General features: G+C 70.8%; 1 protein-coding gene. It reads right to left on the bottom strand.

Annotated elements, in window-relative coordinates; translation table 11 throughout:
• Positions 1-1,307, bottom strand: a 1,307-nt coding sequence (locus FVW20_RS15785) for a molybdopterin-containing oxidoreductase family protein (protein ID WP_196610354.1), incomplete at both ends; no start/stop codon positions are given.

The raw sequence follows: 1,307 nt of genomic DNA, 5'->3' as shown, positions 1-1,307 counted from the left end.
GCGCCTGCCCGTGGGGGGAGACAACCCGCACCGGGTCACCGTCGACAAGGCCGAGGCGGGCCAGCGCGTCGGGGTGCACGGCCACGCGGGGTTCCGGGCGCAGGCGGCGCAGCGTGTCGATCTGCCGCCCCTCGGAATGGAAGAAGGGCAGCACCTTGCACCCGGACATGAGGATGAACGGGTATGCGGCGGCCACGTCCGGCGCGGAAACCGGCGACTGGGGCGGCTCCACGTACACGGGCAGGGGCGGGCGGCCTGCACCGGCCATGACGGAACTGACCAGTTCCACCTTGCCGCTGGACGTGGGAAAGCCGTCCGTCTCGTGCTTGCGATAGCGCATGGGGCCGAGCACCAGCCCCTTTTCCGCAAAGGCGCGAAAATCCATGCCGGAAGGTTCCAGCAGCCAGTTCAGGTAGGCGTTCCAGTCTGGCCAGGGAAAGGCCTCGTCCAGGCCCAGGCGGTGGGCCAGGTCCAGGATCACGGCGCGGTCGTCGCGGGCCTCGCCGGAATCCGGCCCGCGGGCCAGCTTGCGCCGGGCCAGCACGCACCACAGCTTGTGGAAGTAGACCACGTCGTCCTGCTCCAGCCAGTGGGCGGCGGGCAGCACCAGATCGGCCAGCTGTGCCGTGGGCGTCAGGAAGAGGTCGGACACCACGCTGAACTCCACATGGTCGCGCAGGGCGGCTTCCACCACGTCGCCTCGGGTGGCGGTAAGCATGGGGTTGGTGCCCACCAGCCACACCGCGCGGGGCCGGTACGGTTCGCCGCTGACGCAGGCCTGCCAGAAGCTGGGCTGATGGCAGCCGGGGCCGAAGGGAAAGCGCCCCGCGCCGATCATGCGGGCCTTCCGGTCCGGCGACAGCAGGTGCATGCCCAGCACCTTCTTGTTCTCCAGCGGCGACTTGCAGCGGATGTCCGGCGGCGGCACCCAGTGCACCATGCCGCCCGGCACGTCGAGGTTGCCGGTGACGGCCATGAGCAACAGCAGGGCGCGCCCGGTCTGGAAGGCGTTGACGCTGGTGTCTATGCCGTTGCCCCACAGCAGGCTGGCGGGCTTTGTCGTGGCCAGCGCGCGGGCGGCGGCGATGATGTCTTGCGCGGGCACGCGGGTGATGGGTGCGGCCCACTCCGGTGGAAAGGCGAGCACGTGCTCGGCCAGTTCGGCAAAGCCGGTGCAGTGGCGGGCCACGAAGTCCGCGTCGTGCAGCCCCTCGCCGATGATCACGTGCAGCAGGGCCAGCGCCAGCGCGCATTCCGTGCCGGGGCGCAGTTGCAGGTGCTGCGTGGCCGCGCGCGCGGCAGAGGTG

It is taken from the genome of Nitratidesulfovibrio oxamicus, assembly GCF_015731765.1.
Classification (GTDB): Bacteria; Desulfobacterota; Desulfovibrionia; order Desulfovibrionales; family Desulfovibrionaceae; genus Cupidesulfovibrio; species Cupidesulfovibrio oxamicus.
Note: the sequence above shows the minus strand (reverse complement) of the source record. Positions and strands in the feature narration are given on the sequence as shown.